This is a genomic window from Microbacterium phosphatis, assembly GCF_049177115.1.
In the GTDB taxonomy this organism is placed as follows: domain Bacteria; phylum Actinomycetota; class Actinomycetes; order Actinomycetales; family Microbacteriaceae; genus Microbacterium; species Microbacterium phosphatis.
In genome coordinates, this window is record NZ_CP185370.1 from 528,458 (window position 1) to 548,650 (window position 20,193).

Here is a 20,193-nt window from a genome sequence, read left to right on the forward strand (position 1 = left end):
GACGTCAGATGTTTCCTTCGGTAGCGGATCAGCGGCCGGCGAGCAGGTCGCGCGGATTGTCGATGACGATCGTGCGGATCTCCGCCTCGCTCAAACCGCGGCCCTCGAGCAGCGGGACGAACGCCGTCAGCACGGTCTTGTACGGCAGGTCGCGGCCCTCGCGAGCGATGTGTCAGCCCTCTGCGTCGAGGTGGCGTTCGGTCGCGAGCTCCCGGCTCACGCGGAGCAGCGCGGCGATGCCCTGGTTCAGCGCCCGGAGATCCTCGACCGTAAGGCGCCGGAGCGCCGCCTCATCGAGCTGCGGGCGGGTGGCGGCGAGCTGCCGCATGACGTCGCGCCCCGCTTGCGTCGTGACCACGCGACGCACCCGCAGGTCTCTCGGGTCGCTGCCGCGCGCGGCCATGCCCTGGGCTTCGAGGCGATCGACGATGCCGGAGATCGTCGCGAGAGACACGCCGAGGCTCGTCGCGATGCTCTGCATGGACATGCCGTCGGGGGACACGCTGAGGATGGCGAGGACCTTCAGCTGCTGCATCGTCAGGCGCAGCGTCAGCATCGGCTCGACGAGAGGCGGAGCCAGCGCCGTCTCCATCTCCTGCTGCATGCGCAGCAGATCCGAGAGCAGCGCGGCGCGCGCGGCATCCTCGGCGTCGTCCATGGGATGAGGATATCGGCGCGGAGCCGTTGCGTTGCATCGCTTCAGGCTAAGCTTCGTGCGACCCTAAGTGTTCTCGTCCTCGGCCTCCGGTGGTGCCCTTGTTCCGTCTCGCGCGTTTCAGTCTCGCGAACCGTGTCCTCGTCGCTCTGGTGACTCTGCTCATCGCGGGACTCGGGGTGTTCTCCATGTCTCAGCTGCGCCAGGAGCTGATCCCGTCGATCGAGCTGCCGCAGACCACCGTGGTCACCACCATGCCGGGCGCGAGCCCCGAGGTCGTCGACGGGCAGGTGAGTCAGCCGCTCTCGAGCGCGCTCGAGAGCGTCCCCGAGGTCGAGCTGGTCTCGGCCACGTCGTCAAGCGGCATGTCGGTCGTTACCGTCTCGTCGAGCTACGGCGCCGATGCCGACGATTTCCGTGCCTCCATCGAGGACGCGCTCGACGGAGTCTCCCTCCCGGAGGACGCCGAGCCGCAGGTCGCGGCGGGCAGCACCTCGGACATCCCCATCGTGTCCCTCACGGCCTCGGCGCCGGACCTCAGCGAGATCGAGCTGACCACTCTGCTCGAGGAGACCGTGGTTCCCGAGCTCGAGGCCGTGGCGGACGTGCGCGATGTGACCGTGAGCGGTGCGGCCCTCGACCGGATCGTCATCACGCCGGATCAGGCCGCGCTCGCGATGCACGGGCTGTCGGCGCAGTCCATCACGGATGCGCTCGACGCCAACGGCGTCACGCTGCCGCTCGGCAGCGTGGAGGCCGACGGGTCGCTCGCCCCCGTGCAGGGCGGCACGCCGGTCGAGTCGCTCGACGACATGCGCGCCATCCCGCTGGCCAGCGGCACCCAGCCCGGCACGGTGCTGAGCATCGACGACGTGGCGGACATCGAGGTCGTGACCGAGGAGAAGACCTCGATCACCCGGATGAACGGCGAGGAGGCGCTCTCGCTGTCGGTGACCGCGGTCACGGACGGCGATGTCGTCGGCATCTCGCATGGCATCGAGGAGGCGATCGCCGGGCTGTCCGCCGATCACGACGAGCTCGATCTCACGGTGGTCTTCGACCAGGCCCCGTTCATCGAGGAGTCGATCGAGCATCTCGCCATCGAGGGTCTGCTCGGCCTGGTGTTCGCGGTGGTCGTGATCCTGATCTTCCTGCTGTCGTTGAGCTCGACGCTGGTGACGGCGATCTCGATCCCGCTGTCGGTGCTGGCGACGTTCATCGGCCTGTACCTGGGCGGTCACTCGCTCAACATGCTCACGCTCGGCGCACTGACGATCGCCATCGGTCGTGTGGTGGACGACTCGATCGTCGTGATCGAGAACATCAAGCGTCACCTCGCGTACGGCGAGGAGAGGGTGCAGGCGATCCTCGCCGCCGTGCGCGAGGTCGCCGGCGCCATCACGTCCTCGACGCTGACGACGGTCGCGGTGTTCGTGCCGATCGCGTTCGTGGGCGGCATGGTGGGAGAGCTGTTCGCGCCGTTCGCGCTCACCGTGACCATCGCGATGCTGTCGTCGCTGCTGGTCGCGCTGACGATCGTGCCCGTCCTGTCATTCTGGTTCCTGCGCCGGCCGAAGCAGACGGCGTCCGCCGCGGAGGTGCGCGCGGCCGCCGAGGAGAACGAGCACCGCAGCTGGCTGCAGCGCGGCTACGCGCCGGTGCTGCGCGGCACCCAGCAGCATCCCGTCGTCACGCTCGTGGCGTCCACGCTGCTGCTGGTGATCACGGTGTCGCTGGTGCCGCTGATGAAGGTCGACTTCCTTGGCAGCACGGGCCAGAACATGGTGACGGTCACCCAGGAATTCGACCCCGGCACCGATCTCGACGCGATCTCCGCGGGCGCCGAGAACGTCGAGGACGCTCTGGCGGAGATCGACGGCGTCACAGACGTGATGATGACCGCGGGATCCGGCGGCGAGATGTCGATGATGTTCGGCGGGGGCGGCGGCACCGCCACCTTCACGGTCAACATCGACCCGGATGCGGATCAGGTGGCGCTGCAGGACGCGATCCGGGATCGCCTGGCGGAGATCACCGACGCCGGCGAGATCGGCCTCAGCGACCAGGCGGCGATGGGCGGCTTCGGCGGCGCCGTCGACGTCACCGTCACTGCCGACGACGAGGACGCGCTCGAGACGGCCGCGGCCGACGTGCTCGACGCGCTCCAGGACACGCCGAACGCGGCGGACGTCGTCTCCGACCAGGCTCCGGCGCAGCCGGTCGTGACCCTGCAGGTCGACCGCGAGACCGCACTGCAGCACGGCATGACCGAGATGCAGGTGCTCGGCCTGACCTCGAGCGTGCTGTCGCCGCAGAGCATCGGCAACGCCACGATCGACGGCGACGAGTTGCGCGTCTTCGTCGACGCGGCGCCGGCGCCCGAGACGATCGACGAACTGCGCGACCTGCAGGTGCCGACGGCGGCGGGCCCGATCCCGCTGTCGGACATCGCGGAGGTGGAGCTCGTCGAGGTCGCCACCTCGATCGCCCGCGAGGACGGCGAACTGGTCGCGACCGTGTCGGTCACGCCCGACGAGGGCGAGCTCGGCGCCGTCACCGCGGCGGTCACCGAGCGCCTGGACGGCGTCGAGCTTCCGGACGGCGCCCGCGCCGTGATCGGCGGCGTCGCCGAGCAGCAGACCGAGTCGTTCGCTCAGCTGGGGCTGGCGATGGTCGTCGCCGTCGCGCTCGTGTTCCTGCTGCTCGTGGCGACCTTCCGCTCGCTCATGCAGCCGCTCATCCTGCTCGTCTCCATCCCGTTCGCCGCGACCGGCGCCCTCGCGCTGCTGCTGGTCACCGGCACGCCGCTGGGCATCTCGGCGCTCATCGGCATGCTCATGCTGATCGGCATCGTTGTCACCAACGCGATCGTGTTGATCGATCTGGTGAACCAGTACCGCACTCAGGGGCAGAACGTGCGCGATGCCGTCTACAACGGCGCCCGCCAACGACTGCGACCGATCCTCATGACGGCACTCGCGACGATCTGCGCGCTGACGCCGATGGCGCTGGGCGTCACCGGCTCGAGCGGATTCATCTCACAGGATCTGGCGGTCGTCGTGATCGGCGGACTGGTCTCGTCGACGCTGCTCACGCTGATCCTGGTGCCCGTGCTGTACCTGCTCTTCGAGGGGCGCCGCGAGCGTCGCGCATCGCGACGTCCGACACCGGAGAGCGTCGACGGCGTCTCCGTCTGATCGCACCGACGCGCCATGACGGCGCGCTCATCACCGAAGGAAGGACCGCATGAACATCGCTCTGTGGATCGTGAACGGCGTGCTCGCCCTCGCCTTCCTCGCCGCCGGCGTGATGAAGCTCGTCCGGCCCAGGGCCGCGCTCAGGGAGGGAGGCATGGCCTGGGTGGACGACTTCTCGCCCGGCGCGATCAAGACGATCAGCGCCCTCGAGGTCCTAGGCGCGCTGGGCCTCATCCTGCCCCTGCTGTCAGGCGTCGCGCCGGTGCTCGCGCCTCTCGCGGCCGTCGGTCTGACAGTGATCATGATCGGCGCCGTGGTCGTGCATGTGCGCCGTCGGGAGGCGTTCGCCCCGCCGCTCGTGCTCGGGGGGCTTGCGGTTGTCAGCGCCGCGGTCGGGTTCGCAGTGCTGCTCTGACCGGGACGGACTGCTCAGCTGGGCTGGTCGACGCGCGAGTCGCGCAGCGCCTGCTCCAGCGCGTGGCGGCCGCGCATCGCGGCGTCGGCGAATGATGGGTGAGTTGCTGACAATGGTGCGGACCGAGGTCCGCGTCAACGGTCACGCGTACTTACTGGCTCAAGGGCAGGACCTTGAAGACCTGCGGCAACGTTTCGCGGCAGCCGCGCAGGGCCCCGGTGCGTTCATCGACTTCACCGCTGTGGGGAACCGCGCCGTAAGCGTGCTGATCAATCGCTCCTCCGAGATCACGCTGTCCTCCGAGACGGTGCAGCACGACCCGCGCGACACCGGTGACGAAAACTATCCCTACGGCGACCCGTTCGACGGCTTCTAGGCGACGCGGCACAGATTCCCGCGCCTGGCATCTGCGATGAACAGACGCGCGCGAGACTCCGCACGAGTTACTCGTGCCCCCGCTTGCCCCGCCCATAGGATTTAGGCGATGACTGAAACGCACACCATGGTCCGGACGGAGATCCGCATCAATGGCGAGTCCTTCCTCCTGGCGCAGGGTCAGGACATTGCAGCGCTGAAGCAGAACATCGTCGACGCCGCGCACAGCCTCGGGGATTTCGTCGAGTTCATCGTCGTGGGAAACCGCGCCGTGAGCGCTCTCATCACGCACGCTTCACAGGTCGTGCTCACGGTCGCGACGGTTCCTCTGGACTCGCGCGACACCGGCGACGAGAACTTCCCGTTCGGCGGCTTCTTCGACAGTCCACCCGCGACCTGAAGCCAGCGTCTAGCTGACCCACTCTTCCACTGTCGTGGCACCGTCTGCCGTCGTGCGAGCTCACCGACGCGAAGGTGTCGATGGTGAAGGGATCGACAGCGCTCACGGTCGCTGGGCGGATGGCACGGTGGGGCGAGACGCGCGAGCTCGACGCCGACGACATGGCCGCGCTCGAGGCACAGGTGCCGGACGGGTGGCAGCTGGTGTCAGTACGTCGCGGCTGAGATCGCCCGCTCCAGCAGATGGTTCATCGCGCCGGCGAACAACGCCCACACCAAGAGCGTGACGCCCGCCGCGGTCATCGCCGCGAGGGACACGTCCACCCACCGAGGGACCTCCACGTCGCCACCGCAGCCGCCCGCACCGCCCGGGCTGGGGCGGCATCCGTGGATGCAGCACATGGTCTCCACCATGAAGCCCGGCACCGGCCGCGTCGGCGTCGTCATGCCCCGGTGCGCTGTTCCGCGGCGGCGGCGCGAAGACCCGGATCGACACGCTCACGAGGCTCGCGACCGCGCTCGGCCGTCACTCGTTCTCTCCCTCCCGGAGGAGCCGTCCGTGCGTACCGTGGGCTCCGTCCAGGTCGCGTGACTGCACCACGCGCGCCGGGAATGAGGCGGGGCTCACTGCGTAAGAATCGCGTAAAGCTGAACGACTCCCACTCCGCCCGAACGTCGTCGTGTGCAGCCCAGATCCGCATGAATCAACGCGAACGGAGCCGAGTGGGTCTGGACGCACGTGCGGGGGCGGAGTTCAAATCCCTCCGTCTCCGCCACAAGATTCCTGGTCAGAAGTTATATCCCGAAGCCAGTTCGATTGTCCGGAACGCTTGCTGGGTCCAATTTTGGCGCCGAAGTGTACGTGGAGTGTACGCGATCTTGAGATCTGCCCTCCGCGGCCGCGAGTCGGTCCACAAAATCGCGGCGTTGCCCCTCGCCCAGAACGTGAGCGTATGTGGTGAGAACTGTCCGAGCCTCGTCGCCGAGATACTCTGCGACCTCGTTGACGGGCGTGCCCGGTCTCAGCCACGTTGAAGCGGCGAAGTGCCGAAGCGCGTGCCGGCGGAAACCGAGCGGAAGCTTGCGCACCAGGTTGGCGGTGAGTTGTCCGCCGAGCTTGTTGGTGAAGACATAGCTGCTGGTTGATTTTCCGGCGTGGGCGTGGAAGATCTCGACCGCTCGCGGAGATAGTGGGATTGATCGAGTGCCGCGCCAGGACTTTGGGTTCTTTTCCGCATACCCGTCCGAGTGGGAACGCCCAACGTTGAGCTGTGTAAGTCCGTGCTCGCTGAGCCAGCTCACGCGCGCGGCTCGTGCTTCACCCCATCGGATGCCGGTCAGGGACATGAACTCGAAGACGTCGGCGATGTCAGACCGTCGCTCGCGGAGCAGGGCCAGTGTGGACGCGACCTGCTGCGGTGTGGGGATCTCGCTGAGGCTGAGCGTTCGCTGCGCGGCCGTGCCGAGCTCCGGGATCTTCTTCATCGTCCGGACAGGATGGGGCTGGCGAAGCAAATCATGTTCAGCGGCGTAGGTGAACAGGGCGCTGAGCGTCGTCCGCGCCCGCGCGACAGTTGCCGGGGCCTTACCCGATTGCAGTTCGGCAATCAGATGCTCACGGACGTCCGCCGCCTGGATCGACGACACTGGTCGGACCAGTAGTCGCTTCGACAGCGCGGCGAGGTTGTGGTTGTCCGTGTCGATCGTGTGCGGGTTGCCATTCGCGCGTGCGCGCTGGAACATCGCCACCAGTTCGCCGACTACTACGAGTCGTTCAACAAGCCCGCGGCCTCGCTCATCTCCTTGAAGGAGACGCCGATCTTGCCCCGATCCCGACAGGTTGGGCATCCAAATCGACAGAACATCCAACTCGATCGGGTTCATCATGTTTCAGGCGAGAAGCTGGTGAGCCGCGGGTGCCTCTGGAGGTCTGCCCGTCCCACAGCAAAGGAGCAAAATGAGCAGTTCGCGCGCGGCGGCACCGTCGCCGAATTCCGCAACGAAGCGCCGTCTGTCCACCGCGGCCGCGCTGATCATCTACGTCATCGCCGCACTTCTCGTCGTCGTACTGGTCGTCGGCAACTACTTCGCCAACCGGTACTTCGACCTCATCTCCGTCTACCTCGGGCAGCCGACGCAGCAGGTCGTCTCGGCGGAGGGGGAAGAGACCGAGCACTTCGCCAGCAGCTTCTCGAGCGATCAGGAGCGTCAGAGCTACCTGGAGACCGTGTCGACGGACATCTCGCGCGAAGGAATCGTGCTTCTCGAGAACTCGGGAAGCCTGCCCCTCGCGGAGAACGCGCGCATCAGCGTCTTCGGTCAGGACGCCGTCGATCCGGTGTACGGCGGCGGGGGTGCCGGGTCGGTAGACGCGAGCAAGGCGGTCACCCTTGGCGAAGGTCTGGAACAGGCCGGTTTCACGGTGAACCCCACGCTCTGGGAGTTCTACGAGTCCGGAGCGGGCGCCGAGTACCGCAAGACGACGCCCGACGTGTACGGACAGGGTGAGTACGCGGTCAACGAGGTTCCGCGTGACGAGTACTCGTCCGACGTAATCGCCAGTTTCGAGGATTACGCCGATGCCGCTGTCGTGGTCCTCGGCCGGTCGGGCGGTGAGACGGCGGATCTGTCCACCGAGCCCGCCGCGGACGGATCGACCTACCTTCAGCTCTCGTCGGCCGAGCGCGACATGCTCGCTCTGGCCGCTGAGCACTTCGACGACGTCGTCGTCGTGCTCAACACGTCGAACCCGCTGGAACTCGGATTCTTCGACGAGATCGGCGTCGATGCGGCGCTGTGGGTCGGGTCGCTGGGCGAGCGCGGTGCGGTCGCCGTGGGCGAGGCGCTGAGCGGCACCATCAACCCGTCGGGCGCCCTTGTGGACACCTACGCCTACGACTCGCTGGGGTCGCCGGCGATGGCGAACTTCGGAAGCTACTCGATCGCGAACAGCGACCTCGACAGGGGCAACGCATATCTCGCCTACGCCGAGGGCATCTACGTGGGATACGCGTACTACGAGACCCGCTACGAGGACGTCGTCCTGGGAACCTCCGGCGCCGGCGACTTCGACTACACCACAGCAGTCCAGTATCCGTTCGGATACGGGTCGTCGTACACGTCGTTCAAGTGGAGCGACTACGCCGTCACCGAGAACGACGACGCCTTCGCAGTCTCCGTGACCGTGGAGAACAGCGGAGAGCGCGCGGGCAAGGACATCGTCCAGGTGTACATGCAGTCGCCGTACACAGATTACGACCGTGAGAACGGCATCGAGAAGGCCGCTGTAGAGCTCGTCGGCTACGCGAAGACGCCAGAGCTCGAGCCCGGTGCGACCGAGACCGTGACGGTCGAGGTGCCGAAGGAAGCCATGCGCGCCTACGACGCATACGGCACCGGCACGTACATCGTCGATGCCGGTTCGTACTACCTGTCGGCGGCCGATGACGCGCACGCGGCCGTGAACAACATCCTCGCCGCGAAGGGCCTCACGGCCGCCGACGGAATGGATGCCGAAGGCGATGCAGCCTTCGTCGACGAGGTCGGCGTCGGCGAGCTGGACACCACGACCTACGCCACGTCGGCTGAGACCGGGAATGCGATCACCAACGCCTTCGAGGACGTCGACCTGCGCACGTGGGATTCCGGGTTCGCCTACCTCAGCCGCTCCGATTGGGAGGGCACCTGGCCCGAGACATACGCCGATGGCAACTGGACCGCGCCCGAGGAGTTCGTCGACGCTCTGGAGATCCAGAACACCGAGGACGAGACGGCCGAGACGCCTGAGTTCGAGACCATCGATGAAACGTACGGCGAGCTGAACGCCGCCATGCTCATCGGCGAGGACTACGACAGCCCGGCCTGGGACGCTCTACTGGGTCAGGCGAGCCTGAGCGAGTTGGAAGAGCTCGTGCGCATCGGCGGCTACGCCACTCGCGCGGTCGAATCGATCCAGCTGCCGGGCACCACGCTCAAGGACGGCCCGGCCGGGTTCTCCGCCACACTCACCGGCGGCGAGAACGGCATGGCCTACCCTCCGGCGATCGTGCTCGCATCGTCGTGGAACGATGAGCTGGCGCAGCGGATGGGCGATGCGATCGGCGAGGACAGCCTCTCGCTCGGATACGCGGGGTGGTACGCGCCGTCGATCAACATCCACCGGACCCCGTACAGCGGGCGCAACTTCGAGTACCCATCCGAGTCCGCACTGCTGTCCGGACGCATCGGCGCGGCGATGGTCGAGGGTGCGCAGAGCAAGGGCGTCATCGTCTTCGTCAAGCACTACGCGCTCAACGACCAGGAGGTCAACCGCATCGGCGGGTCGATGCTCGCCAACGAGCAGTCGATTCGGGAGCTGTATCTCGAGCCGTTCGAGATCACGGTTCGCGAGGGCGGCGCACGGGGCATCATGGCGTCGATGAACCGGATCGGTCCGCGATGGACCGGCGGTCATGCCGGGCTCATCACGGACACGCTCCGCGGCGAGTGGGGCTTCACCGGCGTCGTCGAGACCGACCAGGCGTCATTCGACGTGTTCGCCTACGAGGACCTCCGCGAGGGGCTGGCTGCCGGAACCGACTTGTGGCTGAACACGGATGCGGAACTGTGGAAGCTCCCGGCAGGCGACCTCACGCCCGCAGTCCAGTCCGGCATCGTCGCCGCTGCGCACAACATCGCGTACGCGGTCGTGAACAGCAACGCGATGAACGGACTGTCCGCGGGCGGAGAGCTGGTCTCCGTGACGCCGCTGTGGATGTGGGGACTCATCCTCCTCGACATCGTGCTCGGTCTGCTGCTGCTCGCCGTCGTCTTCTTCGTCACTCGACGCCTCGTGCGTCAGCGGCGGGAGCGTCCGCGCGTGGTCTGATCCCGGGCGAGGGGTGCCGATGCTTCTGCAGGTCGGCATCCCTTGACCACAGCTCGTGAACCGTACGCCTCAGAGAGATCGACAACGTGAAAGACACTGCGGCGCTGGTCGCCGAACTCAGCCTCATCGAGAAGGCCGCGCTGCTCAGCGGCGAGAACACCTGGCAGACGCGCACGATCGAACGCCTCGGCATCGATCCGGTGTGGATGTCCGACGGGCCGCACGGAGTCCGCAAGCAGGTCGGCTCGGCCGACCATCTCGGGCTGAACGGATCCGAGCCGGCCACCTGCTTCCCCACGGCGGCGACCGTCGCCTGCAGTTGGGATGAGGATCTCGCCACGGAGATCGGGTCAGCGCTCGGGCGGGAGGCGTCGTCCCAGGGCGTCGGCGTGCTGCTCGGACCCGGGCTGAACATCAAGCGCAGCCCCCTGGGCGGGCGGAACTTCGAGTACTTCTCCGAGGACCCGGAGCTCGCCGGTCGCCTCGCGGCCGCGTATGTGCGCGGGATCCAGAGCGAGGGCGTCGCCGCGACGCCGAAGCACTTCGCGGTCAACAGCCAGGAGCTGCGCCGCATGGTCAGCGACTCGGTGATCGACGAGCGCACCCTGAGGGAGATCTACCTCACCGCCTTCGAGATCGTGGTGCGCGAGGCCGAGCCGTGGGCGATCATGTCGTCGTACAACCTCGTGGGCGGCGTCTACGCGCACGAGAACCCGCACCTGCTCACCGAGATCCTGCGCGAGGAATGGGGCTTCGACGGAGCCGTGATCAGCGACTGGGGCGGCGGGAACGACGCCGTCGCCGCGGTCGCGGCCGGCGGATCGATCGAGATGCCCTCGCCCGGCTTCGATTCCACCCGTGCGATCGTCGAAGCGGTCGAGAGCGGACGTCTCGACGTCGCCGAACTCGACGCCAGGGTGACCGAGGTGCTGACCCTGGTCCGGCGTGTTCAGGAGCGGGTCACCGCGGCCGTGGTGGACGTCGACGCGCACCACGTCCTGGCTCGTCGCGCCGCCGCGGAATCCGCCGTGCTCCTGCGCAACGAGGGCGATCTGCTCCCGCTCGACGCCGGCACGCGGGTCGCCCTCATCGGCGACTTCGTCCGCCGCCCGCGCTACCAGGGCGCCGGGTCGTCGCTGGTCAACCCCACCCGTCTGAGCACCCTCGCCGACGCCGTCGCGGACGGCCCCCTGGAGGTCATCGGCATCGCAGACGGGTTCCGCCGCGACGGCACCGCCGATGAGCGTCTCGTCGCCGAGGCCGTGGCTCTGGCCACCCGGGCCGAGGTCGTCGTGCTGGCGCTCGGCCTTCCCGAGATCGCCGAGTCCGAGGGCCTCGACCGCTCCACGCTCACGCTCCCCGAGGTGCAGACGAGTCTGCTCCGCGAGGTGCACCGCGCCAACTCCCGCACCGTCGTCGTCCTCAGCGCGGGCGGTGCGGTCGAGACGGCGCCCTGGATCGGCACCGCGGGCGCTCTCGTCCACGCCCACCTCGGCGGGCAGGCCGGAGCTGAGGGCCTCCTCGACGTCCTCACCGGTGCCGTGAACCCGGGCGGTCGCCTCGCCGAGACGGCGCCGGTCGCCCTCGCCGACACCCCGACCGCCGGGCGGTTCCCGAGCACGAACCGCACCGCGGAGTACCGGGAGGGGCTGTTCATCGGCTACCGCTACTACGAGAGCGCCGGCGTCGCGACGTCGTTCCCGTTCGGATTCGGGCTCAGCTATACGACGTTCGCGCTGTCGGACCTGACGGCCGACCGGGACGGCGTCTCGGTGACGGTGACGAACACCGGAACCCGCGCGGGCAGCGAGGTCGTGCAGGTGTACGTCGGGCGCGCCGGCGGCAGCCGCGTCGTGCGCCCCGCCAAGGAGCTCAAGGCCTTCGCGAAGGTGCACCTCGAGCCGGGCGCATCCGCCCGCGTGTCGCTGCCGTTCGGCGAGCGCGCCTTCCGCCACTTCGACGTGGCCGCCGACGCGTGGCAGGTCGAGGCGGGAAGCTACCGCATCACCGTCGGCCGCCACGCGCAGGATGACGCGCTGACGACGGAGGTCGAGGTCCCCGGCATGCAGGGCGCCGCCGATTCGCCTGCCGGGTCTGCGGGCGTGGCGCGGACGGATGCCGTCTCCGACGCCGCCTTCGAGCGGATGCTCGGGCGCCCGCTGCCCGACGCGCAGTGGGGCACCGGCCCGCTCGGGTTCAACGACCCGATCGACCGGCTCGCCGTCGCCCGCAATCCCCTCGCCCGTGCGGCGTTCCGGATGCTCGACAAGCGGCGACGCAAGGCGGAGGCCGCCGGCACCCCGGACCTGAACATCCTGTTCATCTTCAACGGTCCGTTCCGCGTCATCTCGAAGATGAGCGGCGGCCTGGCCACTCGCGATGTCACCGATGCGGTGCTCTCACTCGTCAACGGTCGGACGCTGCCCGGACTCGGACGGGTGATCGCGGCCTACTTCCGCGGCCGGCGCGCCGAGAAGCGCAGCCGCGCGGCGTTCCGCGCCCAGAACCCGGACGGGAGCAAGTGATGCTCGCATCGATCAGAACCTGGTGGGAGTCGTTCCAGGCCAAGCACCCGGAGCTGTCGAAGTTCGGCATGTTCCTCCTGCTCTCCAACGGCGTGACCGTGCTGCAGCTGGCGCTCATGCCGATCGCGCGCTGGTTCTTCGACACGAGCACCGACCTCATCGAGGTCGACTTCCAGGTGCTTCCGGTCGGCTCCGATGTCGACGGCAGCCAGTACTACATGTTCGACTACGCCGCCGGGGCTCTTCCGACCGGTGGCGGTGGGCTGTCCTACTTCCTGGCGGTGCAGCTGACGCTGCTGGTCGCGCAGGTCATCAACTTCTTCCTGCAGCGCAACATCACCTTCAAGTCGAACACCTCGGTGTGGGTCGCGGCCGCGTGGTACGCGGCGGCGTACGTCGTGATCACGTTCATCGCGGCGGCGGCCCAGGGCTTCTACAAGGCGCCGATCTACGATCTTCTTATAAACATCTGGGGGTGGGGTGCGACCGGACAGGTGATCGCCGACGTGATCACCATGATCATCAACTCGGCCATCTCGTTCTGGGTCTTCTACCCGATCTTCAAGCTGATCTTCCGCCAGCAGGCACCCGTCGCCGCCGAGGCGGAGGCCCAGTGAGCGGCGGATCGGGCCAGGAAGGATCGTCGCAGCCGCTTCTGACGGTGGTCGTGCCCGCGTACAACGCCGAGGACTACCTGCGCCGCGCACTGGACCCGCTGCGGTCCATGCGCGGTGTCGAGGTGATCATCGTCGACGACGGATCCGCCGACGGCACCGGGGCGATCGCGGACGAGTACGCCGCGGCCGAGCCCGGCGTGTACCGGGCCGTGCACCAGGCCAATGCCGGGCACGGCGGGGCCATCAACGCCGGTCTTGCCGCGGCGACCGGGCGGTACTTCAAGGTGCTCGATGCGGACGACTGGTTCGATGTCGGGTCGCTCGTGCGGGTGCTGGCCACCCTCGAACACCTGGAGACCACGGGCGGCGTCGACGCGCTCTTCACCGACTACGTGCACGAGCGGCTGGGCAAGTCCGCCCGGCGCACCCGGTTCGGATCGGCGTTCCCGACCGAGCAGCTGTTCTCGTGGGACGAGGCCGAACGGCTCGGTCGTCGTCAGATCCTCATGATGCACGCCGTGACGTACCGCACCGAGCTGCTGCGCGAGGTCGGTCTGCAGCTGCCAGAGCACACCTTCTACGTCGACAACCTCTTCGTCGTCGCGCCCCTCGCGCACGTCCGGCGGATGTACTACCTGCCCGTCGAGCTCTACCGGTACTTCATCGGACGGGCCGATCAATCCGTCAACGCCGGCGTCATGCTGCGCCGCGTCGACCAGCAGCTGCGGGTGAACCGGCTGGTGCTGGCGGCGCTGCCGTCGCAGGCCGAGGTCGCCGGCGGCGCCGTGCCGACGCAGCTGTACGCGATCCTGCTGCAGTACGTCGAGGCGGTGTGCGCGGTGACCTCGGCGACCCTCGCCCGGGGAGGAACGGCGGAGCATCGTGCGATGCGCGACGGGTTCTGGGCCGAGATCCGCCGCGACAATCCCTGGCTGTACACCCGGCTGCGCCGCACGTTCATCGGCACCAGCGCGAACCTCCCCGGTGAGGCCGGCAGGCGCATGACCACCCTCGCCTATCATGTAGCCCGACGGGTCGTGGGGTTCAGCTGACGGAGGTCGCGTGATACGCATCGGTGTGGTCGAGGACGAACCGGACAGCATCGACCGCATCCTCTCGCACCTCGACCGCTTCCAGCGTGAGAGCGGTGAGCGGTTCCACGTCGGGGCGTTCTCCGACGGTGCCGAGGTGATCGCCGACTACCGTCCGGAATGGGACGTGCTGTTCCTGGACATCCGGATGGCGAAGGTCGACGGGATGACAGCGGCACGGCGCATCCGCGAGGTCGACTCGCAGGTGATCATCGTCTTCATCACGAGCTCCCCGCACTACGCGGTCAGCGGGTACGAGGTCGATGCCCTCAGCTATCTGCTCAAGCCTCTGGCGTACGCCTCGTTCGAGCAGGAGATGCGGCGCGTGCTCACGCGACTGCGCCAGCGTCAGCGCCGCGAGCTGCTGTTCACCGCCGTCGACGGCGTGCACCATCGTGTCGCGGTGGACGACATCCTCTACTTCGAGAGCGCCGGTCACCGCGTCGAGGTCCACACCCTCGACGCGGACTACCAGGTCGTCTCCACCCTGCGTGCGATGGAGAGCGAACTCGCGGGCGACGGGTTCATCCGCTGTCACAGCGGACTGCTGGTGAACCTGCGGCACGTGACGGGCGTCGAGGGCAGCGACTGCCGCATCCGTGGCGGAGCGCGTCTGCCGATCAGCCGACCGCGCAAGCGCGAGTTCCTCGCGGCGCTCGCCGAGCACATCGGCTCACGAGGGAGCACGGCGTGAACGGTGCGGCCGATGCGGTCCTCGCCGACATTCCGCGGCACCTGACCGCGCTCGCCGAATGGAGCGCGTGCATGGTCTACGTGTGGCTCGTGCCGCGCCGCCGCGGGGTGTGGGTCACCGTCGGGATCGCCGCTGCCGGGCTCGTGGCGCTGCTGGCGGTGCAGTGGTGGGCGGGGACCTTCCCGCTCGCGCTGTGGATCCCGGGGATGCTGCTGGCCGCCGCCACCATGCTCCTGCTGATCCACGTCGCGGCGCGGACGACGATGATCACCTCGGGGTATCTGACCGCCCGTGCGTTCGTGCTCGCCGAGCTCGCGGCATCCGTCTACTGGCAGCTGGACCGCTACTACACCATCGGCGATTCGCCGCTGGGACAGACCATCGCCTGCCTGGTCCTGTACGCCGTCGTGTTCGGGACGGCGTGGTGGGTGGAGCGCTACAACTTCCGCGCCGCACCCCTCATCGCCGGCCGCGGCGAGCTCATCGGCGCGATCGCGATCGCCGTGGGCACCTTCGGCATGTCCAACCTCAGCTTCGTCAGTGCGAACACGCCGTTCAGCGGCCGGTTCGGGCCCGAGATCTTCTACATCCGCACGCTCGTGGACTTCGCCGGGTTCATCGCGTTGTACGTGCAGCAGCGCATGCGCAACGAGGCCCAGGCGCGCCGCGACGCCGAGGCGATGGCACGGCTGCTGCGCAGTCAGCACGACCAGTACGAGATCACCCGGCGTTCGATCGACGACGTCAACAGCAAGTACCACGACATGAAGCACCACCTCGATGCGCTGCGCGCAGAGGGGGATGCCTCGACCCGGGGGCGGATGCTCGACGAGATCGAGGATTCGCTGCGCGGCTACGGTGCGGCGGTGCACACCGGCAACCACGTGCTCGATGCGATCCTGACCGCGAAACGAGGGTTCGCGAAGGAGCACGATGTCGACGTCTCCTATGTCGCGGACGGCGCACTCCTGGACTTCCTGCGTCCGCTGGATCTCACCGCGATCGTCGGCAATGCGATGGACAACGCGATCGAGGCCGCCCGCACGCTGCCCGACCCCGACCGACGGATGGTGCGTCTGGCGCTGTTCGCCCACGACGACTTCGTCATGCTCCGGGTCGAGAACACCTACGACGGCATCGTGCAGCGCGAGGACGGGCGCATCGTGACGCTCAAGTCCGGCGAGGGGCACGGCTACGGTCTGCGCAACATCGAGACGGCCGTCGAGGCCTATGCGGGCACCGTGACGATCGTCGACGGCGACGAGTGGTTCTCGCTGCGGCTACTGTTCCCCCGCGAAGCCATCAGACAAAGTTGATCCAGCGCGTTCGAACTTCGCGGTGCGCGACGCTCAAGTTGGTGTCGATCGGAGGCCTGTCCGCGGGAGTCCCGACGGGAATACTCACCAGGCGTCATCAAGATGAAAACTGAGGCCGCTCGACACGCGGTCCGAACCCTCGGCGAGTGTCCGAAAAGTGTCCGGAGTCTCCCGAGATAGGCGACTCTGACGATCTCTCGCCCGTCTTGAGTGCGCGGCGAGCGGGGCTCTGCGGGCCGAACCGCGGCCAGAATCACGGTTTCTAAGGCGGGAGTAGCGAACGGGTGCGATCGGTGCAGGATGGAAAGGAACGCGGAGAGCCACCCTGCTAAGATGGAGTCCCCTTACGGGGACCAGGGGTTCAAATCCCCTCGTCTCCGCCACAAATCAGACCCTTCCTCTCTTCGTGGTGAAGAGCGGAAGGGTCTGTTCTCGTATCGGCCGGAATCGAGAGGTCGGCCTCCCCCGGCCGCATGCCCAGCGGAAGGGTGCGGGCGGGAGCGACCCCTGCCCACACCCTTCCGGTGACGCGTTGTTACTGACCCAGTTCGTTCTCGAGGTCTGACTGAGCCTGGTCGAGGGCATCCTTGACCGGGGTGCCGTTCTCGTAGATCTCATTCATGGTGACCGTGCGGAACTGGTTGTCCACGGCGGGCAGGTTCTGGTTCGCGAAGGAGTCGAAGTGGCCGATTCCCTCCTTCACCGAGTTGAGCACGTCGAACAGGTTCGTCTGGAAGTACTTGTTGAACTTGTTGTCCGGGTTCTTCGTGACGGCCTCGTCCTCCCACACGGCCATGTTGACCGGGTCGAATCCGAGGACCTCCCACACCGCCACGTTGGCGTCGAGCGAGAGCTTCGCGTAGGCGAGGAACTCCGAGGCGAGCTCCTTGTTCTCGCTGGCCTCCATCACCGTCGTGCCGGTGCCGCCGCCGCCGATCGTGAGCACGTCGCTGCCCTCGACCTGCGGTGCGGGCGCGATCGCGATCTTGCCCGCGAGGTCCGGCATGTAGTCGACGTACCGCGAGGTGTACCACGCGGGGTAGACGACCGCGGCGAAGTCGCCGTTGTTGATGGCGCCATAACCCTCTTCGCTGTCGGGGCTGCCACCGGGGATCGGGGCGATCGCCCCCGAGTCCTTCATGCCCTGGAACATCTCGAGCGTCTCGACGACGGTCGAGTTGTTGACGTCGACGTCGCCCATGCCGTCGTCGGTGAACAGCTGCCCGCCGTTCTGCGCGATCGCCAGCGGCTCGGTGAAGAACACGCTCGTGCTGGCGACGCTGAAGGCCTTGCCCGTCTCGGCGTTGTACTTCGCGCCGGCCTCGCCGAAGTCGTCCCACGTCTTGATCGAGGTGTAGTCGATCCCCGCGCCCTCGAGGAGCTCGGTGTTGTAGAACGCGACGAACGCGCCGACATGCGTGGGGTAGCCGTAGATCTTGCCGTCGCGGCTGTACAGATCCAGTCGCGCCTTCACGATGTCGTCGACGTACGGTTCTGCCGCGGCGGTCAGGTCGGCGAGCGGCGGCTTGTCGCCCTTGACGAAGTTGCTGAACTTGCCGACCTCGATGTCGGCCAGATCGGGGAGGCCCTGGCCCGAGTTGACGGCGAGCAGCAGCTTGTCGTGCATGTCCTGGTAGGGGTAGACGGTGATGTCGAGGTCGATGGCCTTGTCGGGGTTCTCCTCGTTCCACTTCTTGGCCATCTCGTCGTAGACCTCGGCGTGGAGCTCGGCGAACACCCACATGTCGAGCTTGGTCGCGCCCTCCGGGGCTTCCGCCCCCTCGATGACGTCGCCGTCGGGCGCGTTGCCGCCGCCGTTGCTGCAGCCGGCGAGGGTGCCGGCCGCGAGGCCGACGGCGAGAGCTGTGGTGACGATCCTTCGGATTCGCATGGTGATTCTCCTCATTGAGTTGGGGTACTGCGGGGGTGGGGTACGGGGGACGGGGGATGGTGCGGCAGCGGGGTCAGCCCTTCACGGCGCCGGCGGTCATGCCCTCGACGAAGAACCTCTGGAACGCGAGGAACAGGATCAGGATCGGGATGAGGGAGAAGAACGACCCGATGATCAGCAGCTCGTAGTTGTTGCCGTAGGGAGTGAGCAGGGTGTTCAGGCCGATCGGCAGGAGGAACTTCTCGGGCGAGCGCAGCACCAGGAGCGGCCAGAGGAAGTTGTTCCAGATGGTCATGCCGTTGAGGATCGCCATGGCGGCGAACGCCGGCTTGGTGATCGGGATCACGAGTCGGAAGAAGATGCCGAACTCGGTCAGCCCGTCGACCCGGCCGGCCTCCAGGATCTCCTTCGGCACCCCCAGGAAGTACTGGCGGAAGAAGAAGATCGTCACGGCCTGCGCGAGGAACGGCAGCACAACGATCCAGTACTGGTCGGCCGCCTGCAGGTCGTTCACCTGCACGTAGAGCGGCAGCATCAGCATCTCGAACGGGATGGTCATGAGGATGATCACGAGGATGAAGCCGAGGCTCTTGCCGCGGAACTCGTACATCGCGAAGCCGTATGCCACGAACGAGCTGATGATGAGCGTTCCGAGCACCTGGACGATCGTGAGGACGAAGGTGTTCAGGAACCACTGGAAGTAGTAGCCCGAGTCCGTGAACAGCATCACGTAGTTGTCGAAGCCGAGCGTGCTGAAGTCGATCGAGAACGAGATGCCGTTGCGGATCACGTCATTCCCGTCCTGGAAGGTGCCCACGAAGATGGCCAGGACGGGGATGAGCGAGACCACGGCGAGCGCGATCAGGAAGGCGCTCTGGATCAGCATCGCGGTGCGGCGCGTCATCGTGCGCGGGGCCGGTTCCGGTTGGGGGCGGCCCTGGGTGACCACTGCCTGGGTGCTCATCGCATGGCCTCCTTCTTGAAGGTCCCCGTCGCGGTCAGCTGCGTGAGGTTGATGGCCAGCACGACCAGGAGCAGCACAACGCCGACCGCGGAGGCGAAACCGAGATCGTTCTCCTGGATGCCCTTCCGGTAGAGGTAGCCGACGATCGTGAGGCCCTGATTGTTCGGGGAGTTGTTGCCGGCGTAGAGCATGAAGCTCTCGAGGAACATCGCCAGCCCGCCATAGACGCTGATCGTGGTGACGTAGACGATCGTCGGCTTCAGGTTCGGAAGAGTGACGTGGAAGAACTGCTGCACTCTGCCCGCGCCGTCGATGGACGCGGCTTCGTAGTAGTCGGACGGGATGGCCTGCATGCCCGCCAGGAAGTACATGGTGTTCACGCCCGTCCACCGCCACACCGTGAGCATCAGCAGCGCCATCAGACCGGTGAGGTCTTCGCGCAGCCAGCGCACGGGTCCGAAGCCGAAGAAATCGGCGACCTGGTTCATCAGACCCGAGTCGGTCTCGGAGAACATCAGCCGGAACACGATGCCGGCGACGACGACCGAGGTGAGGGCGGGAACGAAGAGCGAGGACTTGAAGAAGTTCTTCACCCGAGCGCTGCCGATCTTCGAGTTGATGATCGCGGCCAGCAGCATGGGGATCGGTATCAGCAGGAGAAGCGTGAGCAGCATGTAGCGAAGGCTGTTGAACATCGCTTTCCAGAACACGGGATCGCGCCAGAGGCGCTCGTAGTTCTGGGTGCCGATGAAGGTCGCCTGCCCGTACAGCACTTCCTGGAAGCTCATGACCACCGAGCGGCCCACCGGCACAAGCCAGAAGACGACGAGTGTCACCAGGAAGGGCAGGATGAAGAGGTACGGCGCGAGTCGCTGGTTGTAGAGAAGCCTCTTCATGCGAAGGAGACCTCTCCCGCGCTGCCGTGTCGACGGGCGCGCGGGCGGCGAACGAGTGTGTCTGCAGGGTCGCAGGGGTCGCGATAGGGCATGGCACCTTCTTCCTTGAATCATGCCGTGGGAAGGGCGCTCGCCCGGAAACACGCGGGTCGGCCTGCGGGTGCCGAAGGTCGGCGAGGGGTGCGGGTCTCCCCGTCCGTCCTGCCTCGCTGCCGCCGTCTATCGGGTTTGCGTCCTCGTCTTGACAGGAAAGGATGTGTTCCCCTCAAGATGTTTACAACGTTGCGTTCC

At 67.2% G+C, this 20,193-nt stretch carries 17 protein-coding genes and 1 tRNA gene; 11 read left to right on the forward strand and 7 right to left on the reverse strand.

Annotation, left to right across the window (positions count from 1 at the left end; translation table 11 throughout):
* Positions 1-28: 28 nt before the first annotated feature.
* Both ACOKGD_RS02465 and ACOKGD_RS02470 read right to left on the reverse strand, forming a co-directional pair.
* Positions 29-169 (reverse strand): hypothetical protein, encoded by a 141-nt coding sequence (locus tag ACOKGD_RS02465; protein WP_421355132.1) that lies wholly within the window; start codon positions 167-169, stop codon positions 29-31.
* A 3-nt stretch (positions 170-172) separates the two neighbouring features.
* Positions 173-658: a MarR family winged helix-turn-helix transcriptional regulator gene (locus ACOKGD_RS02470; protein ID WP_342337016.1), complete on the reverse strand. Its 486-nt coding sequence runs from the start codon at positions 656-658 to the stop codon at positions 173-175.
* 92 nt (positions 659-750) lie between these two features.
* Between ACOKGD_RS02470 and ACOKGD_RS02475 the strand changes: the two genes are divergently transcribed.
* The 4 genes from ACOKGD_RS02475 (at position 751) to ACOKGD_RS02490 (ending at position 5,042) form a co-directional block, all read left to right on the forward strand.
* Positions 751-3,852: an efflux RND transporter permease subunit gene (locus tag ACOKGD_RS02475; protein WP_421355078.1), complete on the forward strand. Its 3,102-nt coding sequence runs from the start codon at positions 751-753 to the stop codon at positions 3,850-3,852.
* A 49-nt stretch (positions 3,853-3,901) separates the two neighbouring features.
* The gene (locus ACOKGD_RS02480; RefSeq protein WP_342337014.1) at positions 3,902-4,267 is read left to right on the forward strand and encodes a DoxX family protein; all 366 of its coding nucleotides are present in this window, start codon (positions 3,902-3,904) and stop codon (positions 4,265-4,267) included.
* 91 nt (positions 4,268-4,358) lie between these two features.
* Positions 4,359-4,643: a hypothetical protein gene (locus tag ACOKGD_RS02485; protein WP_342337012.1), complete on the forward strand. Its 285-nt coding sequence runs from the start codon at positions 4,359-4,361 to the stop codon at positions 4,641-4,643.
* 108 nt (positions 4,644-4,751) lie between these two features.
* The gene (locus tag ACOKGD_RS02490) at positions 4,752-5,042 is read left to right on the forward strand and encodes a hypothetical protein (protein ID WP_342337010.1); all 291 of its coding nucleotides are present in this window, start codon (positions 4,752-4,754) and stop codon (positions 5,040-5,042) included.
* A 206-nt stretch (positions 5,043-5,248) separates the two neighbouring features.
* Here ACOKGD_RS02490 and ACOKGD_RS02495 read toward each other — a convergent pair whose 3' ends face one another.
* Positions 5,249-5,488, reverse strand: coding sequence for a hypothetical protein (locus tag ACOKGD_RS02495; protein ID WP_342337009.1), 240 nt, complete (start codon positions 5,486-5,488; stop codon positions 5,249-5,251).
* Positions 5,489-5,836: 348 nt separating this feature from the next.
* Positions 5,837-6,928 (reverse strand): tyrosine-type recombinase/integrase, encoded by a 1,092-nt coding sequence (locus ACOKGD_RS02500; RefSeq protein ID WP_342337007.1) that lies wholly within the window; start codon positions 6,926-6,928, stop codon positions 5,837-5,839.
* A gap of 70 nt (positions 6,929-6,998) precedes the next feature.
* On the opposite strand from ACOKGD_RS02500, the gene ACOKGD_RS02505 reads away from it, so the two are divergent.
* The 7 genes from ACOKGD_RS02505 (at position 6,999) to ACOKGD_RS02535 (ending at position 16,534) form a co-directional block, all read left to right on the forward strand.
* Positions 6,999-9,908, forward strand: a complete 2,910-nt coding sequence (locus tag ACOKGD_RS02505) for a glycoside hydrolase family 3 protein (RefSeq protein ID WP_342337006.1) — start codon at positions 6,999-7,001, stop codon at positions 9,906-9,908.
* 86 nt (positions 9,909-9,994) lie between these two features.
* Positions 9,995-12,433, forward strand: coding sequence for a glycoside hydrolase family 3 C-terminal domain-containing protein (locus tag ACOKGD_RS02510; protein ID WP_342337004.1), 2,439 nt, complete (start codon positions 9,995-9,997; stop codon positions 12,431-12,433).
* A complete protein-coding gene (locus ACOKGD_RS02515) occupies positions 12,433-13,050 on the forward strand; it encodes a hypothetical protein (protein WP_342337002.1) in 618 nt (205 codons plus the stop codon). The genes ACOKGD_RS02510 and ACOKGD_RS02515 overlap by 1 nt, the downstream gene beginning before the upstream one ends.
* The gene (locus tag ACOKGD_RS02520) at positions 13,047-14,102 is read left to right on the forward strand and encodes a glycosyltransferase family 2 protein (RefSeq protein ID WP_342337001.1); all 1,056 of its coding nucleotides are present in this window, start codon (positions 13,047-13,049) and stop codon (positions 14,100-14,102) included. Before ACOKGD_RS02515 ends, ACOKGD_RS02520 begins: the two co-directional genes overlap by 4 nt.
* A 10-nt stretch (positions 14,103-14,112) precedes the next feature.
* Positions 14,113-14,835 (forward strand): LytR/AlgR family response regulator transcription factor, encoded by a 723-nt coding sequence (locus tag ACOKGD_RS02525; protein ID WP_342337000.1) that lies wholly within the window; start codon positions 14,113-14,115, stop codon positions 14,833-14,835.
* Positions 14,832-16,151 carry a sensor histidine kinase gene (locus ACOKGD_RS02530; RefSeq protein WP_342336999.1) on the forward strand — a complete coding sequence of 440 codons (1,320 nt, stop codon included), beginning with the start codon at positions 14,832-14,834 and terminating at the stop codon, positions 16,149-16,151. The genes ACOKGD_RS02525 and ACOKGD_RS02530 overlap by 4 nt, the downstream gene beginning before the upstream one ends.
* 270 nt (positions 16,152-16,421) lie before the next feature.
* Positions 16,422-16,534: transfer RNA gene (locus ACOKGD_RS02535), tRNA-Ser, on the forward strand.
* 152 nt (positions 16,535-16,686) lie between these two features.
* On the opposite strand, the gene ACOKGD_RS02540 is transcribed toward ACOKGD_RS02535, so the two are convergent.
* From ACOKGD_RS02540 to ACOKGD_RS02550, 3 genes are all read right to left on the reverse strand, one after another.
* Positions 16,687-18,042, reverse strand: a complete 1,356-nt coding sequence (locus tag ACOKGD_RS02540; protein WP_342336998.1) for an ABC transporter substrate-binding protein — start codon at positions 18,040-18,042, stop codon at positions 16,687-16,689.
* A 73-nt stretch (positions 18,043-18,115) separates the two neighbouring features.
* Positions 18,116-19,006, reverse strand: coding sequence for a carbohydrate ABC transporter permease (locus ACOKGD_RS02545; RefSeq protein WP_342336997.1), 891 nt, complete (start codon positions 19,004-19,006; stop codon positions 18,116-18,118).
* On the reverse strand, positions 19,003-19,902 hold the full coding sequence (locus tag ACOKGD_RS02550) for a carbohydrate ABC transporter permease (RefSeq protein ID WP_342336996.1): 900 nt from the start codon (positions 19,900-19,902) through the stop codon (positions 19,003-19,005). Before ACOKGD_RS02550 ends, ACOKGD_RS02545 begins: the two co-directional genes overlap by 4 nt.
* Between the last annotated feature and the right edge of the window lie 291 nt (positions 19,903-20,193).

Excerpts from the sequence above, each read along its gene's own strand:
- ACOKGD_RS02470 (WP_342337016.1), bottom strand. The coding sequence starts at position 658 with ATGGACGACGCCGAGGATGCCGCGCGCGCCGCGCTGCTCTCGGATCTG.
- ACOKGD_RS02515 (WP_342337002.1), top strand. The coding sequence starts at position 12,433 with ATGCTCGCATCGATCAGAACCTGGTGGGAGTCGTTCCAGGCCAAGCAC.
- ACOKGD_RS02490 (WP_342337010.1), top strand. The coding sequence starts at position 4,752 with ATGACTGAAACGCACACCATGGTCCGGACGGAGATCCGCATCAATGGC.
- ACOKGD_RS02540 (WP_342336998.1), bottom strand. The coding sequence starts at position 18,042 with ATGCGAATCCGAAGGATCGTCACCACAGCTCTCGCCGTCGGCCTCGCG.
- ACOKGD_RS02495 (WP_342337009.1), bottom strand. The coding sequence starts at position 5,488 with ATGACGACGCCGACGCGGCCGGTGCCGGGCTTCATGGTGGAGACCATG.
- ACOKGD_RS02550 (WP_342336996.1), bottom strand. The coding sequence starts at position 19,902 with ATGAAGAGGCTTCTCTACAACCAGCGACTCGCGCCGTACCTCTTCATC.
- ACOKGD_RS02480 (WP_342337014.1), top strand. The coding sequence starts at position 3,902 with ATGAACATCGCTCTGTGGATCGTGAACGGCGTGCTCGCCCTCGCCTTC.
- ACOKGD_RS02545 (WP_342336997.1), bottom strand. The coding sequence starts at position 19,006 with ATGAGCACCCAGGCAGTGGTCACCCAGGGCCGCCCCCAACCGGAACCG.
- ACOKGD_RS02500 (WP_342337007.1), bottom strand. The coding sequence starts at position 6,928 with ATGATGAACCCGATCGAGTTGGATGTTCTGTCGATTTGGATGCCCAAC.
- ACOKGD_RS02485 (WP_342337012.1), top strand. The coding sequence starts at position 4,359 with ATGATGGGTGAGTTGCTGACAATGGTGCGGACCGAGGTCCGCGTCAAC.
- ACOKGD_RS02505 (WP_342337006.1), top strand. The coding sequence starts at position 6,999 with ATGAGCAGTTCGCGCGCGGCGGCACCGTCGCCGAATTCCGCAACGAAG.